25 protein-coding genes and 1 tRNA gene are annotated in these 24,534 nt (G+C 42.8%); 13 read left to right on the top strand and 13 right to left on the bottom strand.

Features of this window, described 5'->3' with window-relative positions:
• Positions 1–26: 26 nt before the first annotated feature.
• From FWF39_RS05665 to FWF39_RS05645, 5 genes are all read left to right on the top strand, one after another.
• Complete coding sequence (locus FWF39_RS05665) at positions 27–398, top strand: hypothetical protein (RefSeq protein ID WP_343382474.1); 372 nt, start codon at positions 27–29, stop codon at positions 396–398.
• A gap of 108 nt (positions 399–506) precedes the next feature.
• Complete coding sequence (locus FWF39_RS05660; RefSeq protein ID WP_343382473.1) at positions 507–836, top strand: hypothetical protein; 330 nt, start codon at positions 507–509, stop codon at positions 834–836.
• Positions 826–1,146, top strand: coding sequence for an ArsR family transcriptional regulator (locus FWF39_RS05655; protein WP_343382472.1), 321 nt, complete (start codon positions 826–828; stop codon positions 1,144–1,146). Before FWF39_RS05660 ends, FWF39_RS05655 begins: the two co-directional genes overlap by 11 nt.
• Positions 1,147–1,168: 22 nt before the next feature.
• Positions 1,169–1,468, top strand: coding sequence for a hypothetical protein (locus FWF39_RS05650; protein WP_343382471.1), 300 nt, complete (start codon positions 1,169–1,171; stop codon positions 1,466–1,468).
• Positions 1,469–1,784: 316 nt separating this feature from the next.
• Positions 1,785–2,393: a hypothetical protein gene (locus FWF39_RS05645; protein WP_343382470.1), complete on the top strand. Its 609-nt coding sequence runs from the start codon at positions 1,785–1,787 to the stop codon at positions 2,391–2,393.
• 15 nt (positions 2,394–2,408) lie between these two features.
• Here the strand turns inward: FWF39_RS05645 and mch are convergent, their stop codons facing one another.
• Together mch and FWF39_RS05635 are read right to left on the bottom strand one after the other, a co-directional pair.
• On the bottom strand, positions 2,409–3,371 hold the full coding sequence (gene mch, locus FWF39_RS05640) for a methenyltetrahydromethanopterin cyclohydrolase (protein ID WP_343382469.1): 963 nt from the start codon (positions 3,369–3,371) through the stop codon (positions 2,409–2,411).
• Between the two features lie 426 nt (positions 3,372–3,797).
• On the bottom strand, positions 3,798–7,166 hold the full coding sequence (locus tag FWF39_RS05635; protein ID WP_343382468.1) for an InlB B-repeat-containing protein: 3,369 nt from the start codon (positions 7,164–7,166) through the stop codon (positions 3,798–3,800).
• Positions 7,167–8,311: 1,145 nt separating this feature from the next.
• Between FWF39_RS05635 and FWF39_RS05630 the strand changes: the two genes are divergently transcribed.
• From FWF39_RS05630 to FWF39_RS05620, 3 genes are all read left to right on the top strand, one after another.
• Positions 8,312–8,656: a hypothetical protein gene (locus tag FWF39_RS05630; RefSeq protein WP_343382467.1), complete on the top strand. Its 345-nt coding sequence runs from the start codon at positions 8,312–8,314 to the stop codon at positions 8,654–8,656.
• Between the two features lie 36 nt (positions 8,657–8,692).
• Positions 8,693–9,118, top strand: a complete 426-nt coding sequence (locus FWF39_RS05625; RefSeq protein WP_343382466.1) for a YkgJ family cysteine cluster protein — start codon at positions 8,693–8,695, stop codon at positions 9,116–9,118.
• A gap of 94 nt (positions 9,119–9,212) precedes the next feature.
• Positions 9,213–9,767, top strand: a complete 555-nt coding sequence (locus FWF39_RS05620) for a hypothetical protein (protein ID WP_343382465.1) — start codon at positions 9,213–9,215, stop codon at positions 9,765–9,767.
• 1,030 nt (positions 9,768–10,797) lie between these two features.
• Here the strand turns inward: FWF39_RS05620 and pyrI are convergent.
• Positions 10,798–11,271: an aspartate carbamoyltransferase regulatory subunit gene (gene pyrI / locus FWF39_RS05615; protein WP_343382464.1), complete on the bottom strand. Its 474-nt coding sequence runs from the start codon at positions 11,269–11,271 to the stop codon at positions 10,798–10,800.
• Between the two features lie 56 nt (positions 11,272–11,327).
• A complete protein-coding gene (locus FWF39_RS05610; RefSeq protein WP_343382463.1) occupies positions 11,328–12,041 on the bottom strand; it encodes an RDD family protein in 714 nt (237 codons plus the stop codon).
• Between the two features lie 430 nt (positions 12,042–12,471).
• On the opposite strand from FWF39_RS05610, the gene FWF39_RS05605 reads away from it, so the two are divergent.
• Positions 12,472–13,185, top strand: a complete 714-nt coding sequence (locus FWF39_RS05605) for a phosphoribosylaminoimidazolesuccinocarboxamide synthase (RefSeq protein ID WP_343382462.1) — start codon at positions 12,472–12,474, stop codon at positions 13,183–13,185.
• A 99-nt stretch (positions 13,186–13,284) separates the two neighbouring features.
• On the opposite strand, the gene FWF39_RS05600 is transcribed toward FWF39_RS05605, so the two are convergent.
• A complete protein-coding gene (locus FWF39_RS05600) occupies positions 13,285–13,617 on the bottom strand; it encodes a hypothetical protein (RefSeq protein WP_343382461.1) in 333 nt (110 codons plus the stop codon).
• 288 nt (positions 13,618–13,905) lie between these two features.
• On the opposite strand from FWF39_RS05600, the gene FWF39_RS05595 reads away from it, so the two are divergent.
• Positions 13,906–14,805, top strand: coding sequence for an RIO1 family regulatory kinase/ATPase (locus tag FWF39_RS05595; protein ID WP_343382460.1), 900 nt, complete (start codon positions 13,906–13,908; stop codon positions 14,803–14,805).
• Here FWF39_RS05595 and FWF39_RS05590 read toward each other — a convergent pair.
• The 4 genes from FWF39_RS05590 to FWF39_RS05575 form a co-directional block, all read right to left on the bottom strand.
• Complete coding sequence (locus FWF39_RS05590; protein ID WP_343382459.1) at positions 14,802–15,050, bottom strand: LSM domain-containing protein; 249 nt, start codon at positions 15,048–15,050, stop codon at positions 14,802–14,804. The two genes, FWF39_RS05595 and FWF39_RS05590, sit on opposite strands and share 4 nt — an antisense overlap.
• A 346-nt stretch (positions 15,051–15,396) precedes the next feature.
• The gene (locus tag FWF39_RS05585) at positions 15,397–15,663 is read right to left on the bottom strand and encodes a hypothetical protein (protein WP_343382458.1); all 267 of its coding nucleotides are present in this window, start codon (positions 15,661–15,663) and stop codon (positions 15,397–15,399) included.
• Positions 15,664–15,733: 70 nt separating this feature from the next.
• On the bottom strand, positions 15,734–16,204 hold the full coding sequence (locus FWF39_RS05580; protein WP_343382457.1) for a hypothetical protein: 471 nt from the start codon (positions 16,202–16,204) through the stop codon (positions 15,734–15,736).
• Positions 16,205–16,460: 256 nt separating this feature from the next.
• Positions 16,461–16,676, bottom strand: coding sequence for a hypothetical protein (locus FWF39_RS05575; protein WP_343382456.1), 216 nt, complete (start codon positions 16,674–16,676; stop codon positions 16,461–16,463).
• 33 nt (positions 16,677–16,709) lie between these two features.
• Here FWF39_RS05575 and FWF39_RS05570 point away from each other — a divergent pair, with 33 nt between their 5' ends.
• Positions 16,710–17,030 (top strand): winged helix-turn-helix transcriptional regulator, encoded by a 321-nt coding sequence (locus tag FWF39_RS05570; RefSeq protein ID WP_343382455.1) that lies wholly within the window; start codon positions 16,710–16,712, stop codon positions 17,028–17,030.
• A gap of 29 nt (positions 17,031–17,059) precedes the next feature.
• Here FWF39_RS05570 and gatE read toward each other — a convergent pair whose 3' ends face one another.
• The 4 genes from gatE to FWF39_RS05550 form a co-directional block, all read right to left on the bottom strand.
• Positions 17,060–18,964: a Glu-tRNA(Gln) amidotransferase subunit GatE gene (gene gatE, locus FWF39_RS05565; protein WP_343382454.1), complete on the bottom strand. Its 1,905-nt coding sequence runs from the start codon at positions 18,962–18,964 to the stop codon at positions 17,060–17,062.
• Positions 18,957–20,309, bottom strand: coding sequence for a Glu-tRNA(Gln) amidotransferase subunit GatD (gatD, locus tag FWF39_RS05560; RefSeq protein ID WP_343382453.1), 1,353 nt, complete (start codon positions 20,307–20,309; stop codon positions 18,957–18,959). Before gatD ends, gatE begins: the two co-directional genes overlap by 8 nt.
• The gene (locus FWF39_RS05555; RefSeq protein ID WP_343382452.1) at positions 20,302–21,900 is read right to left on the bottom strand and encodes a tRNA uridine(34) 5-carboxymethylaminomethyl modification radical SAM/GNAT enzyme Elp3; all 1,599 of its coding nucleotides are present in this window, start codon (positions 21,898–21,900) and stop codon (positions 20,302–20,304) included. Before FWF39_RS05555 ends, gatD begins: the two co-directional genes overlap by 8 nt.
• Positions 21,901–22,030: 130 nt before the next feature.
• Complete coding sequence (locus FWF39_RS05550; RefSeq protein ID WP_343382451.1) at positions 22,031–22,192, bottom strand: 30S ribosomal protein S30e; 162 nt, start codon at positions 22,190–22,192, stop codon at positions 22,031–22,033.
• 736 nt (positions 22,193–22,928) lie between these two features.
• Here FWF39_RS05550 and FWF39_RS05545 point away from each other — a divergent pair.
• Positions 22,929–23,016: transfer RNA gene (locus FWF39_RS05545), tRNA-Leu, on the top strand.
• A gap of 100 nt (positions 23,017–23,116) precedes the next feature.
• On the top strand, positions 23,117–24,337 hold the full coding sequence (locus FWF39_RS05540) for a tyrosine-type recombinase/integrase (protein WP_343382450.1): 1,221 nt from the start codon (positions 23,117–23,119) through the stop codon (positions 24,335–24,337).
• The last annotated feature ends 197 nt before the right edge of the window (positions 24,338–24,534 follow it).

Here is a 24,534-nt window from a genome sequence, read left to right as displayed (position 1 = left end):
CCCATAAACAAAAGGAGACCAACCATATGGAGGGCAAGCTTCGAGGCACAAAACTCAAAGTATTTAGCGGCAAAGAAGCAACCCTAAACCACACCATTCTGCGCATCTTAGAAAAACAGATGCTGATCTCCTATGACGTTTGGCTCACAACCAAAACAATAAAAGGCTTTCGTCACACCCCCTACAGAAGCATCTGCAGACGAATCCAAGCCCTAGAACAACAAAACTGGATAACCAAAAAAGGCAAACGCCCCATCCGACCCACCGGCACATCTGATCTCTATGAAATAACTCCTAAAGCCAAAGCCGCCCTGTACCTATCAGAAAAAACAATGGACACCTTTCTAGAGACTGCACCTGAAGAAAAACTACTCCAACTTATTGAAACACTCAAATAACCAGATATTTGCATTTTAGATAGGGTCTTTTCGAAGCGAACAAAGTCATGATGACATTTGAATAAAGGATATTTTTTATTTTTAGCCTGCAAAACATCTTGATGTACCATGATAAATTTAGTCAAGACGTGGAATATACTTGAAAAATACTTCAACAAACCCTCCGCCTATGAGCTGATAAAAAAGAGTACCCTAAAAGAAAACGCTACACAAACAGGCTACGTAAACTTGGCGGATGGGGTTGAGACTGATGCTGAAGAGGAGTTATTTAAACCCGGGTCAGATTGCAATAGTTATGGCCATATTAGCTATCAAGCTGTTCCTTTTTGTTTTTTTCGAATAGATCAAATTCAACAAGGCGTTTTTTTGTCTAATCTATGTTTGGATGCAGTAATGGGTAGTGATGTGTGTTTGGAGGGCGGGGTTTTTGGAGCTTAGAAAGATATTGGCTTCTTCGCTTAGGCAAAATATTTTGAGGGTTCTTGTTGAGAAGCGTGAGATGCAGGTTATGAGGCTTGTTAGTAGTACTGCTAGTACCTATAATGAGGTTAATCGTAATCTTGCGATTTTGAAAAATGAGGGGATTGTGGTTGAGGATTATCGGTTAAAGGTACGGCGGGGCAGGGTTAGGGTTATTTGGCTAGATAGGGCAAATCCAAAAACGGTAGCCCTTCTAAAAGCGCTAAAACTGCTAGAGCAAGAAAACGATGAGAAGGGTTTAAAGACCAGAGGTTCGGCTGAGTGTTGAGACTTGTTTGAGGTTTGGTGGTATGAGTACTACTTCGCATGTGCGTGAACGGGTAGCCAAAAATGAGACAAGAATAGAGGACATACGCGATAAGCTCGATACTCTTGAAACCCAGATTGCAGAAGCTAAGAAGCTTCATCAAGTTGGGGCTACACAAATTCTTGCACTACAAAACACCCTAAACAGCATCAATGACCGGCTTCAGAAAATTGAGAACCATAAACGGTCAGCCTTGGAAGATAAAGACCGAGCCGTCATCTACACCAGTCTCTGCACTATAATCGGCTTGATAATTGCTGAAGTACTAAAGTTTCTCGCGTAATTTCATCTGCTGTAGCCCGTTTATCATTTCTTGTATAGTTTTAGCAAATACTCATCTTGTATTCATAATTTGAGAATTTTAAACTTAAATCACTTGTTTCAAGACCAAAATTGTAATGATGTCTCAGATTTTTTATCTCTTGTCTAATCAGTCTTTTCTTCATCCTGGTTTTCAGCAACACAATAAAAGGTCATTAGATATGCTATACCACATTCACTCCAAAATCAATAATCAAAAATAACAGCACTTTTTCCATGCAACCGAAACCTTTATTCTTAAATAGTCAACAAAACCATTGACCTTGGGAAAACAATAAGTGGACACCAAAAAACTCACCCTAACCATAGTCTTTGCCGCTCTAGCAATTGTACTAAACCCAGCCCTAACAGGCCTTGCATTCGCAGCACCATTCGCACCACAACTATTCTACCAAATCTGGGAAATTCCCATAGTCATAGCTTTCCTAATAATCAGCCCCATATCAGGTATAGCCGTAGCCCTACTAAACACAAGTGTCCTCTTTGTCATTTTTCCAGGCACCCTTCCCACCGGTCCACTATACAATCTACTCGCTACCCTGGCCATGCAAATCGGCATGTATGCCACTGTAGTCATCGGCAAAAAAATACACTGCCGCAAAAACCCCCAAGCCAACATACTCACCAGCATCAAATGGCTCGCAACAACAACAGCCATAGGCAGCATAACCCGTGTTGCACTCATGTCAGTTATACTCTACTTAGCCCTACCCCAGCCAGTCCCCATAGGCTTTGGATTTAACCAAGCCATCACAAATGCTTACTTACCCCTGGCAGGCTTCTTCAACGCAACACTTGCACTCTACACCATACCCATAGGTTGGACAATTGCCTTGACAGTCCAGATGGCACTACGCCCAACATTTCAAAATAGACAAAAAAATTAGAACTAAAAATTAAAGTTAGAAGCCCAGGGCTTGGGCTAAAACTTGTGGGTTTATTTTTCCTGCCTTAAAGGTTTTGCCGGTTTTGGCGTTGTTTATCATAAGCATGGCTGGGGCAAAGAGACTGTTGTCGATTTTGTAGAAGTCTTTGTCGGCGTTGAGGAAAATCTGCAGGAAGGGTTTACCATAATCTTTGGAGTTAATTGAGGGAGCATCATTGACTAGTTGTTGTAGTTTGGTTTCGTCATCATAGTCAACGGTTAGGTAAACGACTCCGCCATAGAGGATGACGTCGTTGGTTCTTGCCATGGCGACTTCAAAGTCGGGTCCAACAGGGGGAATTGGGGCATAGCCGGTTGCGTAGCGGATAGTTTTGGGGTCTAGGCCAAGTGTGTGGAGTTTGTGAATGCCGACTTCAACAACTCTGCCGGCTACTTGGGTTAAGCCTGCGACGCTTGCGGTTGGAGCAACAGCTATTATCAAGTTTGCGGCTTCTAGGTTACTGGCTTTGCAGACTTTTTCTACAAGAACATCTGTGGGTAATACATTGCTCTCAAGAACAATAACTGCTTTGTCGCTTTGGTCGGTGTATGCGATTTCTTCATAGGTTTCTTTGGGTTTTAATGCTATGGCTCGAACAGGTCCTGAGCCGATGGCGATGTTGTCACCGTCTTTGATGCGCCAGCCAGCAAACTGACTGCCCAACATGGCAACTGCGGGGTGATCCGAGGTAACAGTTATGGAGGGAAAAGTTATGTCGCCATAGTTTTTTATGCCTAATTGAACTTTTGCCGCACCTCCTAGGCAGAGTTCAGTCAAGAGTTTCCCTGCGGCAAATCCACCAGACGCCTTGACGCCAGCGTCAATAATGATGGCACCTGCACTTGATTTTGAAATCTCGACACCATACAATTCGGGGTTATTGAGGAATTTTTGGGCTTTTTGCCAAGCTAATTGGTTTACGCTTAATGCTCTAACCATGAATAATTCACCTTAGGCAACTATGGGATAAAAACTTGAAATATTAAAGGTAACGCTACAGTGCAATTGTTGTTAACATGTTAATTTATCATCGACTGGCGTTGTATGAGCACAGTTAGATGTGGAAAAAGTATAGATAAAAACTTGCAATATGCAAAAAACTAAACAGTCAAACAATGCAACATTACCTTAAACCGTTAACTATTTGATATGGGACGGGGTCATTTTCCAGATGTATAGGTTTTTGAGTACTGCAAATATAACCAGATTATTATCCGATTAGAACTAAAATAGCCCTTACCCGGCCCTTTTGCAGATGTTTTGATAGTTTGGGCAGTAGTTTGTCAAAAAGGTGGAGTGGTACCGAGGGCAAGGTTTGAACTCAAAACGTCCAAAAAGGAAGATAGAAAAATAAAGAGAGGATGTTTATGGTGTGTTTTTGTCAGTGGATGTTGTGTTGATGGTTTTTGTTTGTTTGACTGTTTTGAATACGAATATGATGGCTATGATTTCTGCTATGAGGATAATTGTGTTTGCAATAGTCCATTTGTCTACCCATCCCATTGGAAGGCTCATATCTTCTGTGAGTAAAAAGACTACAAGTCCCGCTACAGCCAATATCAGAGCAGTTATTAGCCACAGATGTCTACGTTGCGTATATTTTTCATCAGAAACACTACCCTTACCATTTTTGCCGCCATAACCAGCACCGCCAACAGTCTTAGTATTAGTGTTCTTCTGTTTGCCCTCTTCGCGATCATCCTTCTTTTTAAGTAGCATTGCACGCACAAACACTACAGCAACTAACACTACACCGACTATGCTAAGGATCAAATTCACAACAGCCCACCTAAAAACATCTTCAACAGGCGGAATATCAGGAATATCTCTATGAGGATCACCAGTTGGAGGAGGAGTTAGAGAAGCAGATACAGACGGAGAAGCAGTAGGAGTAACAGATACAGACCGAGAAGGCGAAGGAGTAACAGATACAGACCGAGAAGGCGAAGGAGAAGGCGAAGGAGAAGGCGAAGACACTTGAACCCATTGTGCTACATAAGTAGCGTTGTCAGTTACAGTTGCTGATGGAATAGGAGACCAAGCGGTAAAGTTCCAGCCAGTTTCGCCGGTTACTACTGGCGCATCAGGAGTTACATCATCATAATGTAAACCATCGGTAACTTGTGCAGTAAACGTACCGTGATCACCAGGTTCATACGTCACTGTATACTCATCTGGACTCCACACAGCAAACAACTCTACATCACCATAAATAGTAAAAATAGAACCAGCCTTGAACTCTGCCACAGATGCCGTGGAATTTGTTGACCAACCAAGAAAAGAATAACCAGTCCTAGCAAGATCACCGTGATCCAAAACAGTCACCCTATCACCATAACCATACCAATTATAATCCGTCGGAACCACACCACGAGTATGATAATTACCCCTATAGATAACAGTAAACTCAACATCATAATTCCACTGGGCTGTAACAACCACATTATTTGCAGGCATAACAAAAGAGGTTGAAGCTGACAACGGAGAAACCAAAGTTACACCACCAGAAGACACCAACCAACCAGCAAAAGTATACCCAGCACGCAAACCAGCATTAATCGTAACCACATCACCCAGATGATAAACACCAGCACCAGACACCACAGCAAAACTATCAACAACAGACACCGTGTAATTAACAGCAGTCCAACGAGCATACAACGTATGATCAACCGCATTAGACACAACAGTAGACGAAGTTACCTCCACACCACCAGAACCAGCAGCAGTAGTATACCAACCATCAAACTCATACCCATAAACATCCACAACAGCCAACGCACCATACGCACTAGCAAACTCCACCAACTTAGACAAAGGAGTAGGACCAGAAACAACCGTAGCACCAACAGGAGCATTAGCATCAAAAGTCACAACAATATCACTCTTTGCCATCCACTGTGCATAAAGTGCTACGTTCTCGTCTGGCATGTAGAAACTGTCTCCTGAATCATAAGGTGTCCCGGTTCCATTTAATTCAGTGTTCCAGCCGATGAAGCTATAGCCATAAACTGATAGGTCAGCCTTATCCAGAACAGTTACGGTGTCATTTGCGCAGTAGTGGTTGTTGTCAACAGGTGCTGTACCATTGAAGTCAGCAACGGTGTTCGGGAAGTTTTCATAGTAGGTAACGGTAGTATAAACCTCCAAGATACCGAGAGTCTCGGAGTTTATTGCATAGTTTCTTTTATTAGCAGTGAATGAATTATCAGGGTCATCAGAGTCAGCCCACACTATTTCGTAAGTGTTATAAGATGTACCAGAATAGATTTGTGTGCCAGTAAAAATAAAGCCCACTGTCTCACCATTTACAAGAAACCCAGTATATTCGTTAGGGTTATGGGACGTAGCGGTAAAAACATAGGGTATGATTATACCATCTACAAGACCCTCAATGATGGGGGCATCATCTATCTTTGTTAACTCAGTGCCATCATATTCCTTGGAGGCAGAAGCAGTCATAACTGTCAAAGGCGCCGGGTCAATTATGAGAGAAACAGGTACCGGAAGTGGAAGCCCCATAGCATAGGTAATATCTTCATACTCGAGGCCATCATCAAGTTTAACCAAAGTGGCGTTTTCTGAGATGTAATTGCCATGATAATAAATCTTGTAATCGGGAGTAACTGCTAGGTTCTGGGTATAAATGCCTACGTCAACACCTGCAGGATCCTCCATGTAAACGCCGCCTTCGAGTATGTATTTAGCAGCAGGATCAGCAGGGTCGGATGGCGGCCAGATTATAGTGAAAAGTTTGCCGTCCACCAGAAGATTAGGATCTATAAAGTCACTAAGTTTTTGGATCTGGCCATTGTAGACTGTGTGAATTTCTTCGACTCCCTCAAGAATGCTACTGATGTTCCAAAGGTAAGCACTATTTTTCTGGTAATACAGCTTTAGTGTCAGAGAACCCGTTGAAGGTATAATTCCTGATTTACTGGCACTTGATGTGACATCATCATAAGTATGGCCGATAATATGTAGTGGATTTGCTGTAACATACTGACCGATAATTCCAACGACTGGCGTTATTCTATAAAGCACTGCATCTAGAGAGTCATATGGGTCATTCACATAGATGTAATGCTCGGCAACGACTCTGACGTTTGTAAATGTTAAGGTTACGCCATTAATTGAATTACCACCACTTCCCACAATGCAGTTAAAAGATCCTGATAGAACTCCACCAGACATAATGGTTCGTACCACATATTCAGGAAGATCCAGCTTCCACACAGAGAACTTAAGGCCACTGTATGTTGTACTAGCTACTGCTGTAGCAGGTATACCAAAATAGTTCACATAGTCACTGCTTCCGCCATGTCTTGTAAGACAGAGAAAATATATGGAAGCACTCCCAGAATCATCTATAACCATGTATGCGTAATCCAAGTATGTCTGACCGCTATTTGACACATCATTAAACTCAAGACTAAGCGCACCAGCCGGCACGGTCCAAGGTATATATGCACGATTGTTTAGAACTATGCTCCATTGATGATTGAGTGTAGGACTAGGTGTCGAGAAGTCTGTTATCCACTGAGCTGTATAGGTCAGATCAGACTTAACCTCCTCATTCTCATTAATCACAGGTGTCCATCCAATAAACAGCGAGCCAGGTTTTGCTACAGGAGCAGATAGGTCGACATTATAGATGTCTTTTAATAGCTCGCCATCTGGAACTGAGTACACTCTGTTGGGTTCATTGGTACCAGTGCCAGTTTCAAACGTCACAGTCCACACATTCTCTGCAGATGCCATATGTGTGAATATAGGAATAAATGGAGAAGAAATCAGCAGTATCGCAACAAAGACCAAAGAGATAGATAATAAACGGTTACGAGAGTTTTTTAATTTAGATGAAATAGTTTTGCTCATAATTTTTCCCCTTTACAATTTTTTGGGTATTGTTAACCCTTTTTGACACGCCATATATATTCAGTAATGCGAATTGTATCATGTATAGGATGACTGCATTAACTCGAGTATATGAAAAAACGAGCGGATATCTTTTGGCCAAATGTAAATTGCTTTTTCTCGAAATTAAATGCGCTTCCCCATTATTTCGCACATACTTCAACCTGTTACTCGGGTCACACTACCAATGCAGTAACATCAAAAAGGTGCTCCATATTAACATTTTTCTTCGCGAGACATGAGACAAATCTGTCTTGTGTTGATTTTCGTCATGTAACTGTTATGGAATAGAATTTAAGAAAAAAATCTCACTTAAAATCGAAGATAGAAAATCAATTGAAGAAATCATCCCACACACCCCCACCCTACAACAAAGCTACACATAGTAAGCCATCGATGCATTTCCCACAGGTCAAAAAAGCCACAAATAAAAAGATGATTAAAGTGATAAAAATACCATCTTTAAAAAAGGTTTGTCACCCCACACTTTTTTCATAATCAACCCACTTTCATGCAAAAAACAGCATCATTAATGGCGCTTTAGATAAAAATTAATCAAAAAATATTGCAAAAATATACAATTGGTTAGGCTACTGGGATTTAAATCCAAACTTGGGTGGAGATATATCCAACACAAACTCTTTTTTCCACATCTGTATTTCACCATATTTTCCGGAAAAGAAATCGTGATAAGGATGTTAAATTGGATCTCCAACAAGACTGAACCCTCACCATTTTGCTACACTATTGCCGAAGGCAGGATTTGAACATCAGGTGAATATGTGTCAGGTCACCGGTTGTGTACCAGCCTGTTTTAGATCAAATAAACGGCATGACAAAATTGATGTTGCATGGGCAATTTGAGGTTAACACGTTTGCTAAATCTTTTCAATACCGCAATATACGCCCCACAAAGGAGTTGTTTTAGCGATTTTTAAATATGTCTTTATATATGCAGGGTGTTGAGTGTTGGATTAGGAGTTGCAGAGTTGCATCTGGAAGAGATGAAAAAAGAGATTGAAGCTTTAGTTATAGCCAAGGGCTTCTACAATAAACCCGAGGATATTCCAAAAAAGTTGCTGTTTGCCTTCATTGAACTTGGTGAAGCCAGTGATTCATGGAAGAAAGGACTAGGTGAAGAAAAAATTGCAGAGGAACTCATAGATGTGATTTTCTATATCCTAGACACCAGTCGCCTTGCTTGTCCAAACATGAACATGGATGAAGTCTTTGCTAAAAAACTTGTTAAAAATCTGGGCAGACCTTTCCAATACGGTGAAGGCCACCGTGCCAAACAACCCCCATAATCATCAAAGTTAATCAGTTCTAATTGTGTGAGGCATTTGGACTTCACCTATCCAGTCAATGTTTGTTTTGAATGTAATGGATGTGGTTTGTGCTGTGGCGATACTCCTCAGAAAGAACGACATATTCTGCTCTTGGCATCTGAGGCTAATAAAATTTCAGCAGAGACGCATCTATTGATTGAAGAGTTTGCCAAAGAAATAACAGACAGAGGCCCCTATGTTTATGAAATGAATAAACCAAATAACAAATGTTTTTTTCTCAAAAATAACAGATGTAGCATCTATGAATCCCGACCGCTTATCTGTCAATACTATCCCTTTGAATTACGTTTCAACTCTGAGAGTGGTATACATGTTTTTAACTACACCCTTGAATGTCCGGTTATAAACAAAGAGGGAAAACGGATGGTAAAGCAGGATTTTGAGAGACTGTTTTTGCTGGCTGAGGAACGCTTACTTTAGAGTTGGTTTAAAACAACCCTAATGTTTCTAAACATTTAAATATTAATCAAATAAACGTATGTGTAATAAAAACAAGGCATAGTAGGGCATAATAATGAAAAAAATAATTATGTTTTGCATAATTTTGTTGATTTGCGGCATAATTGTTATAAGTTATTTGGGTTATGACCTTGCACATCAACCAAACAACCAATCCACCCAGTGCCCTGCAGATGTTTTTGAAATGAACCTTTTTTCTGATAAAGAAGTCTATAAAACCACAGACGCCATTCAAATCTGGGCAACACTTGAGTATACTGGAGATAATGATACAATAGAAATCTTGCACGGTATACCCTATATGAGTTTTGTCATTTCCGACGGAAAAAACTTTACAACTGGCGGTATATGTCAGACTATACTAACGTCATCAATTTTAGAAAAAGGCGAAATATATCATTTTGATTATCAAAAAAGCGGTGCTTGGAACCAAGATGACCCTGATGCGGGTTTTTGGGAGAATTTCTATAGTGAAAAAGATTTGTTCCTGCCCGCAGGAGAATACACCGTTACTCTAAAAGGTGACTTTTATCTAACATATAGTGAGCAAAAGGGTTTAGAGGATTATAGCGATTTACTATGTGAATTAAACATCAAGGTTGAAAAATAAGTATCAACCATTGTAGTTTTCTATGATATACTAAACACTGTATGTCGTCACAAAAATGGGAACCAGAGGGAACATCTCCGTTGGCCATATCGGTTAGCATAGTATCGTTTTGAGTCACGAACTTGGCGCTGTTTGATGCAGTCTCGGCAGAATCTACGGTGACTCTTTGGATAGGGAAGGGGAAAGGATGAGCCGTAATCACTGCAAACATGATAGGCTTTGCTATTGCGCATTAAAAACACCCCGTTGGGTATTCTGCCGTAAAACAGGTTTATCCGAGCCCGCAGTTAATATGACTTGACCACAATTATGGCAAAGATTCTCTTCAACACATTTTGGTTGGTTTTTGTAGTTGTAGTGGATTTGTTCGTGGTTTATTGTAGCAATGGGCACATGAACCTGAGAAGGGTTCTTTATAGGGGTATATTTGTGGTCTAGACAGTGTGTCATAATCAGCTTGAACAGGAGTTGTTTTGGGTGTATTTTCAGATTTAGGGATTATTGGACTGTTGGATGGTCGGTTCGTCAGGTTTTCGTTAACTCGTTGAGTTATTGTTATTGGGTGAGGTTGGGGTGTTGATGGGGTTTGTTGTGGTTCCATACTAAGCTGACGAGCTGACAACGAGTTGACAGAATTGGCACCCAACATGTTTATTTGGTTATTTTGTGACTCGGGGCTTATTTTAGGCGTTGTTGGAACTGACGACGATTCGGTTGATGGCAGCATTGTAATATAATTTGTAACATATTCTAAAGATAACGGGGTGGCAGTGCCAGAGGTGGAGATAATCATAGACGGATAGGTGCAGTCTATTTTACTCTCATAATTACGCCACCAAACATATGCGACGTTGTTAACAACTTGGCGTATTCAATGTCTGTTATTGGTATTGTTCCTGAGTAATCGGTTAGACTATTTACTTCACGTATTTTATGGAGTAACACTCGGCTTTTGTTTTGTGGGTCAGGTTCTTTTTCGAGCCAAACCTTACCATCTTAGGTCACATGTGAGTAAGGGATTAATTGGTACTTAAAAGTTCTTATTGAGTAAGGTAACATCGGATTGTTCTATGGTTATACCGCAGTAGTGGCATTTTAGTAGCAGAGGTTCGTCGTGTTTAACTTGGAATTTGGAAAAGATTGGTTCACCGCTGTTGCTTACACAGCTGGGGTTGACACATTTTACGATACCTTCGATAACTTTGGGCAGTTGAACTTCCTGTTTTTCTACCACCTCATAGTTACGGATGAGGTTAATTGAGGCATGGGGGGCAAATAGTGCAATGCGGTTGACTTCTTGGATGCTGAGAAGTTTATCCTCGATTTTTACTATGTCCTTGGCACCGAAACGTTTGCTGGGTACGTTAACCGCGATGGTCATGACGCGTTTTTCTTTGCCGGTTATCCCTAAAATTCTAACGACATCAAGTGCGTAGCCGCCACAGATATGGTCGATGACAGTGCCGTTTTTGATTTTTGAAACATGTAATTCATTTTTGCTCATAGAGACCACACACAGAAAGCTACAGCTTGGAGGCAGATAAGATTTTACTTTAAGAATTAGATACGCAGATTGATGACAGTTGTGCCTGCGAATTTATCAAAGTACCGCAGAAAGGCAGGGTTTTTTATACGCCAGCCAAGCAGTAAATCAAAGGGCAGAAGCGGGAGGACTTTGCCAAAGTTGCGGACCGCGGCGTGGTCGTAGCTCATTTTTTTTCCGTCCGTACGAACGACTTTTAGACCGAGTATACGTTTGCCAATGCTTTGTCCATTGAAACCTTCTAGTAGTGTTGAGTAGAGCCAGAGCAATCCAATGGTTATAAACAGAGATGTACCGATACTGTTTGTTAGAAAAGTTGCTATATCAGGGGCGATCAAGCTGGGGATGATTGAGATAGTTATTGTTATGGCAAGAATTAAACCGAGATCAATCAGAAAAGCAACCGCACGCTTTTGAAATGAGGCAAGTGGGAGTGAGCTTGCTTTACCTTGTACGTCGGCAACTTCTGCCCAATCTTCTACATCGTGGATGATACGTACTGCACTTTCGCCTGCACGGCTGAGTTTGTATTTGCCGCTTGGGGTTTGTTCTATAAATGGAGACAACGCTCGGAGGTGAAAGCTAAGTTTGCCTGTGTCAACTTTGAGGAAGTTTAGCAGATCTGTAAATGATGCTTCGCCGTTGTTGCTTAGATGGAGAAGTATGTCCCTGCGTAATGGATGTGAGAGGACAGAGAGGACTTTTGAAACACTTTCTTGGTTTACTGCCATGTTTAGCCCATGCGTTTTATAATTAATTACTTTTGGAGACGCATTTGGTATAGCTCTTTACTTGGGGTTTCTCACATATAAGGAACACCCAAAATCCTCTCTAAAAGCTTAAGGTTTAAACAACATATTAAAAGATTATGAATTAGCCAAAAACAAATCAATTAATCATCATTTTGTACACAATATTCATACAGGAGTATCAGTATTGACGTATCAACAGTAGCTTTAATTATTATTTGTTGATGGTTAGCTGGTGCATAAGCGGTTTACAAGGAAAGTTTTAGGCAATAGTTGTTGCGTATTTAGCAGGTTACCACTACAATTGTCCATTTAAATGACTTTAACCTTGACACTATCTATATATAATCGACATTCACATAAACAGTCCAATTAGCAGTGAAAACTTTTAACAAAGGGGCTGAAAGAAACTATGAAAACAATCTACGAAGGAAAGACAAAAAAAGTTTTATCTGATGAAATAACCGGCGATCATTATTTGCTTTTCAAAGATTCCGCAACCGGTGAAAACGGTAAATTTGATCCAGGCGCTAACACCGTAGGGGGCAGTGTTTTGGGCAAAGGAAAAAATGGGCTAGCCATATCAAAATATTTTTTTGAAATAATGGAAGCAAACGGAATTCCGACGCATTATCTGGGTGCAGACCTTGAACAGGGCCTAATGAAAGTCCGACAAGTCACAGTTCCGGCGCTTGAATTTGTGTTACGCTACTTTACCGCAGGCAGTATGTGCCGCAGATTTACACTCGAAAAAGGCATCCCGTTTAACCCGCCCTACCTCGAAGTCACACTCAAAGACGATGCTCAGGGAGACCCCCTTATCAGCGAAAGATTATGCCTCATGAAAGGTTTACTAAAAGAGGGCGAATATAACAAAACGCTAGACACTTTAGTCAAAGTGGGGGAGGTCCTGCAAAAGGAACTAAAAGGACTGGGTTTAACCCTGATAGATTTTAAAGTAGAATTCGGCTTTGATGAAAATCGCAAAATATACATCGCAGACGAAATCACACCCGATATTTGGCGCGTACAAGACGAATTTGGCAGCATACCCAACCAAATTGATTGCGCAAAACTGATTCTAGATAAAATAGAGGCAAAAAATGCCCGCCCCAAGGTTGTTTAAACAACCTCCAATTTATTTATTATCGGTAAATAGACACAGCTTTTAGATCAGTACAAACCATTGTTGAGTTAGTGGTTGTTAAGTTTTGGGTGGTCAAGTTTATGGTTTAAAGCCGTTTATGAGATGTTTGATTCGTTGGGTGGTTGTTTTGCTGTTTTCAATTTGGTACCATCTAGCGGTATAATCATCGAGGCATTCGGCTGTTTTTGTGTCTCGAAGTATAAGTTCAGGTTCTCCAAGTATTTTGACGAAGTAAATTATTAGTTTTTTTCCCTCTTCGGTGGGGTCAACTGAGAGTGTAACAGATATTGGAGAAACGGTAAGATAAAATCGGGACATTTGTGATCGGATTTTGTGGACCGCAACACCCCAAAACTGGGTTATACCGGGCATAGAGTCGATTTCGTGGACGGTTTTAAAAGTGTAGCTCATTTTAGGTTGTCTCCTCCTTGAAGTGCAGGGTTCCTTGGGCTTGGGTGTTCATGTTTAAGTCCGATTCCCGTCACCTTTAAAACATAGATACAACATATAAATATTATCAACAAATATTTTTCATAATATTATACGCGGTTTCAACAATCATATCCAAAGACGTGTGCAACCATATATCGAAATAGACAGAACCTGCAAACAAACAGTACAGCCATAAATAAACCAAACAACAACACCGCCACTACACACATTTATTAAACCATAACCAAAGAAATCTAAGGATCACACATGTCAAGCGCAGAAATCGCAGTACAAGCATTTCGAAAATTAGAACGCGAAGACCTAAGAATCCTCCACATAATCGAAGCCGCAATGGCAAAACGCGAATTCGTCCCCATCGAACAAATCCACAAATACGCCAAAGTTCCACTCGAACGCGTCACATACACAATAGACAAACTTGACAAACTAAACTTAATCTACAGAAAACACGGCGCATACACCGGCTACACCCTAAACTACACAGGCTACGACTGCTTAGCCATAAATGCACTGGTAAAATCCGAAATCATAACCTCATTTGGACAAACCCTAGGCGTGGGCAAAGAAGCCGACGTCTACGACGCCCTGAGCCCATCAGGACAACGCATAGCCGTCAAATTCCACAGATTAGGCCGAATCAGCTTCCGACAAACCCGACGCAAACGAGGCTACATCCGAGAACACTCATCATGGCTGTTTCAATCACACCTAGCCGCAGAAAAAGAACACCAAGCCATGAAACTAGCCTATGAAAAAAACGTTTCAGTACCCCAGCCGCTTAGCCAAAACCGCCATGTCATAGCGATGGGTATGATTGAAGGCGGCGAACTCTCACGCTACAAAGACATCGGCGACGCCAAAAAAGTTCTGCGAGAAATCCTACGCAACCTCAAAAAAGCCTACCTCAAAGCGCACATAATCCATGCAGACCTTAGCGAATACAACCTTATCCTACAACCAGATGGACACATACTGATTATTGATTGGCCGCAGGCAGTTAAAACCGACCATAAAAACGCAAAAGAACTACTCGAACGAGACCTAAAAAATATATTAACGTTTTTCAGCCGCAAATTCAACTTGGAACTATCGGCAGATGAAGCTTACAAATATGTAATTGGGGAAGCTAAAAAGCTACCCCTTTAATGCAAGTTTGTGTTTAACACAATATAGAGTATGTTGTTTCCGCGAAGAAGCACATTACCATAGTTAGTCATAGGCTGGTCTTCTTTACACTCTGTTGCGCCTTCCAAGAGCAGGTTCATATGTCCATCACACTTAATCATTTTGCCCTTGTATTCATAGCCGTTTTTGAGGACAACTTCAATGTTGCCATGCAATTGTTTTATGAGAACGTTTAATGGTTTTTTACTTGGTTCCATCATTGACATTATGGGATCCCTGTCCATTCCAGTTGATATCTCAAGAACCCCTCTCCAAATATAAAAGCCTTATGAAAATATAACCCCAATAGACGCCGTATTAGCCATCTTTCACCCAATTATTCCACTTAATTTCGTTTTCCACACATAATTATAGCCGGGTACCGCTTTTCAACTGCTACCCACACCAAACTCGACATAGCCTATAGCATACAGATGTAACCAGTCTACTAGCGGATTCAAGCAATAGACTAAACAGTCAATAGAGTAGAGAAGACAATTAAATCAACACCTACAACGATAGGCGCTATTTCCACCATCAATACTTGAGGACAAAAAGGAAAGTTGGAAAATATTATATTTTTCTCACCAATGACACCAAGGCAACCAATAGAAACGCTATACCGGTCCAGAATAAGTTGCCGCCGGTTAGGAAATACACCACTATAGCTACAAGGATAGCAGGGATGAGTATTATCAAGAATTTTAAGAAAACTATAATGATTAAACCAATAACTACTAGAATTATCAAGGCTACTATGGCCGCACCGGCAAATCCAAAACCGTCTAGTATTGCGTAGACGACTGCAGCAAAGAAGGGTATTAACGGTATTAATTCCATTTGTTTTTCGCCTCAGAGAAGAAAACAGGCGGCAGGTAATATGTTTTTGGGAGAACAGATACAACTTGGGCTATGCCATTCTTCCTCGTAGTTTTGCGATAACTTCATCCTCGACCCATTTTTCACCTTGGATTGTTAGTTTATAGTCGGGTTTGTTGGGGTCAGGTTTGAAGACTTGGCCGCGTTTAGTCATTTCATTGAGGCGTGCGGGAACCATCGCTTTTATACCGCTGGATTCTAAGAGTTTTTGCACCTGTGCGGCAGTGTTTCGCCGGTCATCAGATGCATAGAGGATTAGGCCAACAGATTCGTAGTGGGTAAGACTTTCTCTTGTTACTATAACGGGGCCCTCGGTGGTGGGTTCGATAATACCTCTTAGCTGAGCACCGGATTGGGTTAGACGGTTAGACACAAAATCGGAGAGGGTTTCGACAAAATTCTCAGGAATACTCCCCATCATGTCAAGGATTTCCTGGGGGGAGTCTCCCTCAATTACGACTTCACCAAAGGGAGTTTTGATGCGTGCTTCGATACGTTTCACAGCCATTCCTCTTCTAGGTATATGCGTGACATGTTTTTAGGATTTACGGCAAACCACAGCTTTAGTTAATCTGTAAACTGAATTTTCTACAGATATCGCATGGATCCGTAAGTTTTTGTGTTTAGCAACAGGCATCAGAGTACTCACAAATAGATGCCGTCAAAACGAGGAGTCTAAAGTAAAGTTGTCTTAGACTGAGTAGAAAAGGGCAGTTTCTAAGTGTACACTAAAAGGCTTTGAAATGTTGATTTCTATCTTAGGGGGCTTGTTTGTAGATGAAGATGAAGTAGGTTTGGTTGTCTTGGGTATATTTGATAAAGGTTGTAAAGCCGGTTTTGTTCATGTTATCTATGAATAATGAACGGCGTTTGTCGGGGGTTAGGTTAGTTACATTAATGTATTCGGTTGTTTGGCTGGTTTGTGTAGCTTTTTGGTTGGTGTTTATTTTGATCGCCTGTTTAGTTAAGTACACTCTTTGGTTTTTTAGTACATTGTACTATTTATAATGTATTATACTTTTGATAAGCAAATGCTAAGTCACTATGTGGATCTCTTGCGGAACAAAGCACACATCATGTTTGGAAAAGGGGTCATTGAAACCATACTGTACCTCAAAAAAATGGAAAAAGCTGGGTATTACGAACTCTACAAACAGGGTTTTGTCATAAGCAGACAAGCCTTTTCGAACTTACTCAAACTCATTGAGGGGCAGGGCATAGCAGATAGAAAAATGCTTGAGGGTCGCCCACCCAGAGTTGAATATAGCCTCACAATCAAAGGTAAAGAAATTGCAATGGCACTAAAGCATCTAGAAGAAATCCTCTGACACTTCAGCACCGCAATCCGCTTACAAAGTTAGCCTACAGCGTTCTTTAAGAGCTTGGAGACCAAGTCGGGGCTGGCTTTTCCACGAACCTCCTTCATAACAGCACCCATAAGCATACCCATCGCATTTTTGCCCAGCTTTTCAATTTGCACTTTATTAGCAACGACTATACGATCAATTATAACAGCGAGTTCAGTTTCGGTAAACATCTTAAAGCCCAATGCACTAACAGCGTCTGAAACGGTTTTGTCCTCGTTTTTAGCCAACCAACTAAACACATCTGCGATGGCTTCTTTGGCAAGTTCGCCACAGCCAACAGCTCTAAAGATACAACTGATTTGCTCATCGGTAACCTGAGCCGTGGGTATACCGTCTCGTTGAAGTGCTTTTATGGTCTCGGTTAGAAAGGCTGCAATGGTGGCAACTGATACGCCGCTTGTTTGGGCGATTTCTTCGAAGAGACTTAGATATTCGGAGTCAAGGAGTTGTTTGGTGAGTTTTTCGTTTAGGCTGTATTGTTTGCTGAGGCGTTGGAATTTTTTATCGGCGGATTCGGGCAGATGAGTTTGTATGGTTTGTACTAATTGGGGGGTTAGGGGTTGGGGTGGGATGTCGGTTTCGGGGTACATGCGAGCGGCGCCGGGGCGGGGGCGCATGTAGCGGGTGGTGCCATCGTCTTTGGCTGTGCGGGTTTCTTGGGGAATGCCTAGGCAGGCTTCTTGGGCGCGGGTTATTACTGCTTTGAGGGCGTCTTGGCTGTTTTGGGCTGTGTCAGCTACAAAGACAACGGCATCAGTGGGGTTTGCTTGTACTACTTCGCGTAGCAAGGTGATTTCTTGGGGGGTGATGCCATAGTTTGCAAGGGCTTCATCGGTGTGAAATATACCGCCGACGCGGCCCCAGAATTTGGCGCGGTCACTGAGTTCAGATCCAAAGCGGAAGTTGGGCATCAACTCACGCCCCGTCAACCCTGCAAATCCTATGAGTTTTACAGCAAAAACGGTTTGGTTTTTGTCGAGGGCTTTGCGTAGAACTTTACTTTTTGTTGCTTCAAAGATGTTTGTGACCTCAACCAGTTCAGCTTTGAGTGTATTTGGGGTTATGTTGTGATTGGCAAGTTCGTCTTTTATGGCAATTAAACCCAGCTGGCGTTGGGCCTCATATTCTACAACGGTTGAGATTAGATCTAGAGTTTGTACGCCTTTGATTTCAATTAGTGCACCGTTGGGTAGGGATACGTTTAGGTCTTGGCGAATTGTGCCCAAGCCGCGCATGACTTTGCCTGTGTCGCGCAGTATGCGTCCGATGGCAAATGCGACTTCTTGGGCTTCTTGGGGGGAATAAATCACAGGTGCGGTGGTGACCTCAATTAGGGGGATGCCTAGTCGGTCGATGCGATAGCAGGTGGTTTTGTCTTCATGGGTGGCGGTTTTGCGGGCGGAGTCTTCTTCAAGGCTGGCGGCTTGCATGGGTATGGTTTTGCCGTTGACCACTATCCAGCCGTCTAGGGCGATAATAGTTGTGCGTTGGAAGCCGGTGGTGTTTGAGCCGTCGATAACGGTTTTGCGCATAACGTGAACTTCGTCTACGGGTTGCATGTTCATCATAAGTGATGCCGTCAACACGACCTCAACGGCATCCATGTTTATGGGATGCGGCGGTTCCTCATCCATCTCGACTAGGCAACTGCTGGTGCGGTTAGCTTCATAGAGGATTTTGTTGCCTTTTTGAAACTCGAAATATGCGGCAGGATCAACTTGTCCAAGTTCGCTCTGTGTGGGGCGCAAACGGCGCAAAAATGTGATGTCGGGTTCTTCTTTGAACAGTTCAGGTGAGCAGCTACAGAACAGTTTGCTGTTAACCTTTAGTTGTTGGTGGATTTCTAAGCCGACTTTTAAGCCGATTTTAGTGTAATCAAGAGAGGGTTTAGACATTAGGGTTTGCCTCGTAGTGGAGTTTTTCTTCTTGGGGTAGGGTGCGGGTTAAGTATTCGCCTGCAATGTTGGTTTTTAGCAGGGTGATAACTTGTTGTGGATCCTCGGTTTGTCCTAAGGCCCACATCAGCTTGACTAGGCCTGTTTCAGGGAACATGTCCTCGAGGGGAACCACGCCTAAGTTAAGTAAGTCGCGGCCTGTGTCGTAGATGTTCATATTGACTCGTCCCCAGATGCACTGGGAGGCCATTGCAACCACTACACCTTGGGCTGTGGCTCGTTTGAGGCTCTCAAAGCAGAATTTGCTCACATGACCCAAGCCTGAGCCCTCTAAGAGGATGCCGCGTGTGCCGCGTTCGAGATAGAAATCAATGATTGCGGGGTCAAGGCCGGGGTAGAATTTGATTAGGGCGACTTTGTCGCTGAAATTGGGTTTTAAGACGAGTTGGCGGTTGGGATCGCGTTTGTGGTAGTTGGTTGTGGTCATGTTAACTTGGAGGTTTTGTATTTTTGCTATGGGTGAGTCATTGATGGAGTGGAAGGTGTCTCGGCGGCTTGTGTGGCATTTGCGCACTTTTGTGCCTCGATGCACCGCTATGGCGGCATCGGAGATTGTGTCATGCATTGCTAAGCCTACCTCGGCAAAGGGTGCTTCCCCTGCGGCTTTAACCGCGCCTATGAGGTTGGTTGCGGCATCGCTGCTGGGGCGATCAGAAGAGCGTTGTGCACCAACGAGGATAACAGGTACGGGTAAGTTTTGTAGAGCAAAGCTCAGTGCGGCTGAGGTGTATGCCATGGTGTCGGTACCATGTGCGATGACAACGCCGTTTGTGCCCTTTTGAATTTGTTGAGCGACTTTGGTTGCGAGTTCGCTCCAGTCTTGTTGGCGCAGGTTCTCACTGTAGATGCTAAAGACGATCTCAGTGTCCACCTGGGAGATATCGGCGAGTTCAGGCACCACACCGTAGAGATCATTAGCCGACATGGCAGATCGGACTGCCCCTGTGCGATAATCAACCCGGCTAGCGATGGTTCCACCAGTACTCATGATAACAACATGTGGAAGTGAGGGGTTTTGTTTTGGCAGAGGAGGAGACGCAAAGGTGGGTTTGGTGCCCTGGCCGATTTTTTGCACTGAGAGATCGTCTGTGGCTTGGATGCCTATGTTGTAGCCGCTTGGCATCTTTATGATAATAGCATCTCCATCACCAAAGCGGGGAATCAAAATGCCCTCATAGGTTTTGTTTTTGCGTGTAAGTTTTATGATATCGCCGACACTGCAGTCTGCCTCTTTTAGCAACTCAAGTGCCTTGCCTCTATAACCTGATGCGTCTAGTTCACTCATCTGTCTTTAGCCTCTTTGAAACATAAACTCCATCACGCTCATAACCCAAGCGCATGTAGTATCGCCTTGTTCCTAGCGCACTAATAACTAAAAGCTTTTCCCGCTCATGGTTCCTTGCAATACGCTCAGCCTCTGCTAAGAGCACCTTGCCATAGCCTCTATGCTGCCACTCTCCATCAGGCCGTCCCCCAACAGGGACCAGGGGACCATAAACATGCAACTCACGAACTATAGCTGAGGGAACTTGGGTGATTTCGGGTCGGTGAGCATATGATGAGGGAATGCGCAACCGTAAATAGCCCAGCAATACATCGTTTTTGGGGTCTTCGGCTGATATGAAAACCTCGGTGCCCTCAGATGCCTCATATTGCTGGGTTAGGATTTGGATATTTGCTATCTCAGGTTTGATGTGGTCAACTTGTAATCTGTGGCCCACTTCACGGCAACGGATACATTGACAATGCAGGCCTTGCTGGGCGAGTTTTTGTTGGGCGAGTTCTCGAAGATTACTTTTTTTCACGCCTGCCAAAATAAGACCCGCAGGAATATCGCGTTGAACCCGCATTACCCGCACCCATTTTGGGATAAATTTTTTGATCTCAGCAATTACCTCTGCAGCTTGCTCGGTTGTATAGGGATGATAGGTGCCGTTTTGGTACCATTGATTGGCTTTAGTGCCCTCAATGGCTAGGCAAGGATAAATTTTTATCATATCAGGCATAAATGCGGGGTTAGTAAAAATTTGTTGAAAGATTTCTAGGTCTTTTTTTGGGTTGCTCCCCGGCATGCCAGGCATTAGGTGATAAACGATTTTTAAGCCGGCGTCTTTAGCTATACGGGTAGCCTCAATCACATCTTGGGTTGTGTGTGTTCGACCTACTAACTGATAAATTTCGTCATTAGGGTTCTGCACGCCTAATTCGATGCGGGTGACGCCCATGTCAAGCATGATATCGATGTGGGGTTGTTTTGCCCAATCAGGACGGGTTTCAACAGTTATGCCAACATTGCGGGTTGCGCTGATTTCTGCGTTGGCTTTGGCCTCTGTGAGGTCCACTGAGGGTTTGCCTACAATCCCATCTAGGCAGCGTTGGATAAACCAGGTTTGGTACTCTATAGGTGTAGCGGGGAAGGTTCCGCCCATAATAACGAGTTCGATTTTGTCGACTTTATGTCCGATTTGGGTTAGCTGTTCAATGCGGCTTGTGACTTGGCTGTTTGGATCAAAGCTGTTTTGGGTGCCACGCATGGCTGCGGGTTCGTGGCCGGTGTAGCTCTGAGGGGAACCTAAAGTGGGTCCGCCGGGGCAGTAAGCGCAGGGTTCAGGCTGGGGACATGGATAGGGTTTAGTCATAACGGCAACCACAGTGACACCGCTTATGGTTCGTGTGGTTTTTCGCTTTAGAAGCGGCAGGAGCAGAGGTGTTTCTTTGGGTGTGAGTTGGCTTATCAAATCGGCACTTGAGGGAACTTTTTCTAGGTGATGTTTACCTGCAATTTTGATTTTTAGGCGGTTAACATCTTCTCGGGTAGGAGCTGACATTGCGAGAAGTATTTCGATGATTTCGCGGAGCGCAACTGTGTTTGTCAAGATTTAGATAACCCAAATATTGTTAATACTAGAGTAGATAACTACACCGGTTTACACTATAAAATTTACTTTGGTTAAAAGCCCAAGTACACCTAGATAATGGTGGAAAGAAATAAAAGTGGTTTAAAGCTTACATCCAGTTTTGCCCGGGTTTCCGCTGCAGAACAACACGTTTTTCATAGTTGCGTCTGCTACGGTTTTTAGGGCTTGGAGAAGTCCTTTCACGAGCCTCAATTTTAGGAGTTTGATTCCTTACTTTCCCGGCTTTTGAGAGTGAACCGTGAGTTGGCATTGTTTTACATCCTTTTTCACAATAAACATTGAGGACACACTTAAACCTTTAGCCCAAAAACCATGAACAAACCAGACAACCACACACATCAAAGACAAAAACAAATTTAGGTGCAACTCTAAAAAAAGTGGAATATGGACGGCATAGCCGATTGATTCCCACCAGTTTTACAGAGTACTCCAAGTCTATTGTTGACCTGGTTCATCTGACAGACCTTGAGCAGGCACCCGTTTGCTGTTGGACCTACTGTGCCACACAGCCAGGCACCACAATGTGCATGTCCAGCCCATTAGAGCAGAGTCTTTCACATATCGATTTTACCGCTGTTTTAACCGCATGCTTCAATGCTCCAATGCATTGCATCAGCGATCTGCATAGAACTATTTAGCACTGGACCGATTTAAATTTTACGACAAATATAGCACAAAATAACACATTAGTGCACCAATTAAAACAAAATGCCACCTAACACAAACAACCCCAAAAACCCAACCCAAACCACAACATCAAGACAAACCGCACCCTCAAAAACCAACCACAAAAAAACATAACTAGAAAAACAAAAACAATAACCAACCCGATTGCGTTGCAACCAACCATCAAAAAGTCACATCACATCAAAAAAAGAAAAACAATGCAACCTACAGGACTCTAAGAGGGCAACAGAAAGCAAGCTCTACAGTTTTGGTCGGCAACGTATTTATTTGTAAAAGTAATGGATAGTAACCTATTATGTGCAGGGGTCGCCAAGCCAGGTCAACGGCGTAGGCTTCAGGAGCCTATCCTGCAGAGGTTCGTGGGTTCGAATCCCACCCCCTGCACCAAACAAACATGTCTGGTTCTCTTCCTCAAACTTCGGCTCAAAAAACCCAAAAAACAAAACCAAAATCTTCGCCTTTAAAAATCCCCGAACATACAAGGGACATGTTAACAAACAAACCAATACACGACTACGCCCAACGCATAAGGCGAAACCGACACAACATACAACAACTCCCAAACGGAACATTAGGTTTGCAGTTTTTAGACCACCTAAACGCATTAGGATTATCCCTCGGCAGAATCTCAAAATGTAGCTCCCACATGCCCGTATTATTGCGCATAATTGATGGTGCAGACATTAAAGCTATGAATAAAACAGACATAGAACACATAGTAGCCAACATAAACAACCGACCAAACAAAGAATCCACAAAAGCCGACAACAAACTCTTACTACGAAAACTGGTTCAATACGCCAAAACAGGCAGTTGCGCCAAAAACACCCCCATACCCCCCGAAGTAAACTGGATAAGCTTAACAGTGAAAGAAAAAAACCCCAAAGTCACCCCCGAAAACCTACTCACCCAAGAAGAAATAACCGCCATACTAAAAGCCGTCACAAACAAACGCGACCGCGCCATCATATATGTACTCTTCGAAGCCGCCCTACGCCCCAGCGAACTACTAACCATGCGCAACAGCAGTGTAATCTTCAAAGAAGAATACTGTCTCATAGCCGCAAACGGGAAAACAGGCATAAAACGCATACCTTTGGTCACCTCAAGCAAACCCCTACTACAATGGCTACAAGAACACCCCAACAGAGACGACCCCCAAGCACCCCTATGGTGTTCCCTAGCAGTTAACCACACAGGCGAACGACTAAGCTATACACACTTCTGCAAAATAATAAAAAACCTAGCCAAAAAAGCAGGACTAAAACGAAACGTCTGGCCATACCTCTACCGCCACACCTCTCTAACAGCTATGGCTAAAGTGTTTACTGAAAGCCGTTTGGAGCAGTTTGCTGGCTGGACATACGGAAGCAAAATGACGCGGCGATACGTACATTTTTCTGCAAGGGACTTAGAGGATGCAATGCTAGAACTACATGGACTAAAGATACCTTCAAAGGCTGAAGGATTAGCTAAACTGGTCGAGTGCCCACGATGTAGCAGTAAAAATCCTTTTGGAGACACCAGATGCACCACCTGCGGCATGATACTAGACAAGGGTACGGCACTACGCTTTGAAGAAACCGAAAAACAAAGAAAAGAGATGCTTGAAGAAAAGAACACGGCATTACAGCTAAGACTTGAAAAACTAGAAGGAACTATTTCAGCTCTTCTAACGGTCTCGCCTTTGCCTCAGCGCAAACTGTAGGCTGTTCTTTGGCAAGTTTTTTCAGCTCTCCAAGCTCCCTTAAAATTTCCTCTAACACTTTTTTATCCACAGTAACATATTGCTTTGACCGCATTATAAATAAGTGTTGATTGTATATGTTAACACGTGCTTAGTTATGAATAAAAAGTACAGTGTTAACTTGACCAAAGATGAGCGTTGGATAATTTTTGAGACAA

The sequence above is a fragment of the Candidatus Bathycorpusculum sp. genome, assembly GCF_009778815.1.
Classification (GTDB): Archaea; Thermoproteota; Bathyarchaeia; order Bathyarchaeales; family Bathycorpusculaceae; genus Bathycorpusculum; species Bathycorpusculum hydrogenotrophicum.
Note: the sequence above shows the minus strand (reverse complement) of the source record. Positions and strands in the feature narration are given on the sequence as shown.

Coding starts and splice junctions, on each gene's coding strand:
- FWF39_RS05665 (WP_343382474.1), top strand. CDS start 27: ATGGAGGGCAAGCTTCGAGGCACAAAACTCAAAGTATTTAGCGGCAAA.
- FWF39_RS05620 (WP_343382465.1), top strand. CDS start 9,213: ATGAAAAAAATAATTATGTTTTGCATAATTTTGTTGATTTGCGGCATA.
- FWF39_RS05595 (WP_343382460.1), top strand. CDS start 13,906: ATGTCAAGCGCAGAAATCGCAGTACAAGCATTTCGAAAATTAGAACGC.
- FWF39_RS05610 (WP_343382463.1), bottom strand. CDS start 12,041: ATGGCAGTAAACCAAGAAAGTGTTTCAAAAGTCCTCTCTGTCCTCTCA.
- FWF39_RS05650 (WP_343382471.1), top strand. CDS start 1,169: ATGAGTACTACTTCGCATGTGCGTGAACGGGTAGCCAAAAATGAGACA.
- FWF39_RS05550 (WP_343382451.1), bottom strand. CDS start 22,192: ATGCCAACTCACGGTTCACTCTCAAAAGCCGGGAAAGTAAGGAATCAA.
- pyrI (WP_343382464.1), bottom strand. CDS start 11,271: ATGAGCAAAAATGAATTACATGTTTCAAAAATCAAAAACGGCACTGTC.
- FWF39_RS05570 (WP_343382455.1), top strand. CDS start 16,710: ATGTATTATACTTTTGATAAGCAAATGCTAAGTCACTATGTGGATCTC.
- FWF39_RS05590 (WP_343382459.1), bottom strand. CDS start 15,050: ATGTCAATGATGGAACCAAGTAAAAAACCATTAAACGTTCTCATAAAA.
- FWF39_RS05585 (WP_343382458.1), bottom strand. CDS start 15,663: ATGGAATTAATACCGTTAATACCCTTCTTTGCTGCAGTCGTCTACGCA.
- FWF39_RS05600 (WP_343382461.1), bottom strand. CDS start 13,617: ATGAGCTACACTTTTAAAACCGTCCACGAAATCGACTCTATGCCCGGT.
- gatD (WP_343382453.1), bottom strand. CDS start 20,309: ATGAGTGAACTAGACGCATCAGGTTATAGAGGCAAGGCACTTGAGTTG.
- gatE (WP_343382454.1), bottom strand. CDS start 18,964: ATGTCTAAACCCTCTCTTGATTACACTAAAATCGGCTTAAAAGTCGGC.
- FWF39_RS05660 (WP_343382473.1), top strand. CDS start 507: ATGATAAATTTAGTCAAGACGTGGAATATACTTGAAAAATACTTCAAC.
- FWF39_RS05605 (WP_343382462.1), top strand. CDS start 12,472: ATGAAAACAATCTACGAAGGAAAGACAAAAAAAGTTTTATCTGATGAA.
- mch (WP_343382469.1), bottom strand. CDS start 3,371: ATGGTTAGAGCATTAAGCGTAAACCAATTAGCTTGGCAAAAAGCCCAA.
- FWF39_RS05540 (WP_343382450.1), top strand. CDS start 23,117: ATGTTAACAAACAAACCAATACACGACTACGCCCAACGCATAAGGCGA.